Source organism: Acinetobacter legionensis, assembly GCF_048551735.1.
GTDB lineage: Bacteria > Pseudomonadota > Gammaproteobacteria > Pseudomonadales > Moraxellaceae > Acinetobacter.
In genome coordinates, this window is sequence record NZ_JBIMBV010000051.1 from 1 (window position 1) to 2,343 (window position 2,343).

Annotated in this window: 3 protein-coding genes and 1 pseudogene; all 4 read left to right on the forward strand. The window is 38.0% G+C overall.

All coding sequences use genetic code 11. The features are described from left to right. Nucleotides 1-104 precede the first annotated feature (104 nt). Nucleotides 105-449, forward strand: a complete 345-nt coding sequence (locus tag ACG9ZL_RS20805; protein WP_419361748.1) for a phage tail protein — start codon at nucleotides 105-107, stop codon at nucleotides 447-449. A gap of 50 nt (nucleotides 450-499) precedes the next feature. Then, nucleotides 500-1,438 carry a pyocin knob domain-containing protein gene (locus ACG9ZL_RS20810; protein WP_419361750.1) on the forward strand — a complete coding sequence of 313 codons (939 nt, stop codon included), beginning with the start codon at nucleotides 500-502 and terminating at the stop codon, nucleotides 1,436-1,438. Continuing rightward, nucleotides 1,422-2,210: a phage minor tail protein L gene (locus tag ACG9ZL_RS20815; protein ID WP_419361752.1), complete on the forward strand. Its 789-nt coding sequence runs from the start codon at nucleotides 1,422-1,424 to the stop codon at nucleotides 2,208-2,210. Before ACG9ZL_RS20810 ends, ACG9ZL_RS20815 begins: the two co-directional genes overlap by 17 nt. Nucleotides 2,211-2,212: 2 nt before the next feature. Continuing rightward, a pseudogene (locus ACG9ZL_RS20820) lies at nucleotides 2,213-2,343 on the forward strand (C40 family peptidase); the annotation flags it as partial.

The following is a 2,343-nucleotide window of genomic DNA, read 5'->3' on the forward strand; positions in this document are numbered from 1 at the left end:
GTCATAAGTTGATTGATGCAGCTTTTGTAGAAAAACTTTAAATTTAATTTGTTTAACAAATTCTTACCCACTCACCTGAGTGGGTTTTTTATTGGACGCAATTTATGAGCAATGAAAAATTTACATTTCCATGTGATCTAGATGGAAACTCAGGTAAACAAAACTTTAATATCTTGACTTCAAAATTTGGTGATGGCTACGAACAGAATATCTCAGTAGGCATCAACAATAAAAAGGGGGAGTGGCCTTACAAATTCACATCTACCAAGGAAGAGATTCTTCAAATCAAAGCTTTTTTTGATCGACATAAAGGGGCTGATTCATTTCTATGGATTTCTCCATTGGATGGTGAGGTGAGAGTTAAAACAGATACAAGCTATACACCTAGTCAAGTAGGTGGAATGATCTGGACTATCTCCACAACCTTCACCCAAGTTTTCTACCCTTAAATCTAATTAACTTCACGCCCCACTTGTTGGGGCTTTTTAGTGAGAAAAATATGACTATTCAAACAATTAATTTAGGCACTGCACCGAGTGGCGCAGGTGGTGACACTTTTCGCTCTACTGGTACAAAAGTAAATGAAAACTTCACTAATAGTACGCATGCTGCAAGTCGTTATGTAGGTACAGCTGCTGGCAATGTAATGGAGGTAGGGGCTTTTGGGGTTGGTAAAAAGATTATTGGTGATTTATTAATGTCTGATGTTTCTCCGAAAAACCCAACAGAGCTCTATAACTTTTTAGCAGGTAAAGGTGGTGGGTATGATTGCTATTACAATGTAAATAATGGGCAAGGTAGTGGAACTCCAGAGGGATATGGTGCGATTCGGGGTTATCACATTACAAATAACAATTATTCATATAGTTGGCAAATATTTTCAGGTGTTGATGGAAAAAACCATTACATTCGCTCAGCATCTAGCGCAACAACATGGGGTGCTTGGTTCAAGTTTTTAACAAGTTCAAATACATCTACTGATTCAAATGGCTTTATTAAAGCAGCTTCACCCATTGTTAAGCTTTTTGCGGAAAAAATAGAACCCAATGATGAGGCATTAGAACAAGAACCTGTATTTGAAAAAGTAGATATTGGTCATTACCTGTTAAAAAATACAGAAGGTTTCTCTGTTAATGGCTGGTATATCGAGATGCCAAAAGATGCTAATGGAAATGTTTTGGTAGCCATGCAATATCAGCAACTTGAAGATAAAACCATTGAAGTTAAAACCTTTGCTAAAAAGTTTGATGAAGAAACAGGTGATATTGTCCCTAATCTTGAAAAGCCTCGTGATATTCCAATGGGGCGTTGGATCGACATTCGATTAAAAGAATTACCAAAGCCTGAAATTGAAATTTCAAATACACCTGCAGATTTTCAACCAACTAACTTGGCTCAAGCTGTAGCGGAGGCATTGAAAAATGACTCTGAACAGTGATTTTCAAAAGCTATATGTAGATGGATTAATCACACTATTTGAGTTAGACGCTAGTACTTTAGGTGCTGGCATTTTGCGTTTTCATGGTCATATCGCTTTTCAAGATTGGGAAAAGATTTATTCGTCAATTGGATCAGATGGTTTGATGGGTGCAGATACTGGCTCAATCGGTAAGGTGTTTGATATTGGAGATGAGAAAGTATGGCATCGTAATATTATTTTTAATGGTCAGACCTATGAACCAATGGCATTACAAGTCGATGGTCTAGAAATGCGCAGTGATGGTAAAGCTTCATCACCCACTCTTAGCATGGCAAATAACATCAAAGGCATTCAAGGTGCGGTAACTGCATATTGTTTACAGTTTGGTGATTTTGCTGGTGTAAAAATCAAAGTCATTACCACATTAGCCAAATATCTTGATGCTGAAAACTTTAGTGCTGGTAATGCCTCGGCTAATCCAAGCGAGAAGCGCGAGCAGATTTGGTTCATTGAACAAAAGACTTCTGAAAATGCTCAGCAAGTGACATTTGAACTTTCTAATCCAGTGGATTTTGAAGGGCTAAAAATCCCTACACGGCAAATCTCAAACTACTGCAACTGGGAATATCGAAGTGAAGAATGTGGCTATATCGGTTCTGCAATGTTTACTGAAAAAGATGAGCCTACAGACAATCCAGCTTTAGATCGATGTAACTATCGAACATCAGGCTGTCGTTGCCGAGAGAATGAGCTTCATTTTGGTGGATTCCCTGCATCTTCGATGGTGTAAATATGAAATTAAATAAAAAACTTAAAGCAGCGATTCTATCTCATGCTGAACAATGTTTCGCCGCAGAATGTTGCGGGGTTATTGTTTCAGGTGAGTATATTCCATGCCGTAATGTCGCTGAAAAAGGTCAGTT

Excerpts from the sequence above, each read along its gene's own strand:
- ACG9ZL_RS20805 (WP_419361748.1), top strand. The coding sequence starts at position 105 with ATGAGCAATGAAAAATTTACATTTCCATGTGATCTAGATGGAAACTCA.
- ACG9ZL_RS20810 (WP_419361750.1), top strand. The coding sequence starts at position 500 with ATGACTATTCAAACAATTAATTTAGGCACTGCACCGAGTGGCGCAGGT.
- ACG9ZL_RS20815 (WP_419361752.1), top strand. The coding sequence starts at position 1,422 with ATGACTCTGAACAGTGATTTTCAAAAGCTATATGTAGATGGATTAATC.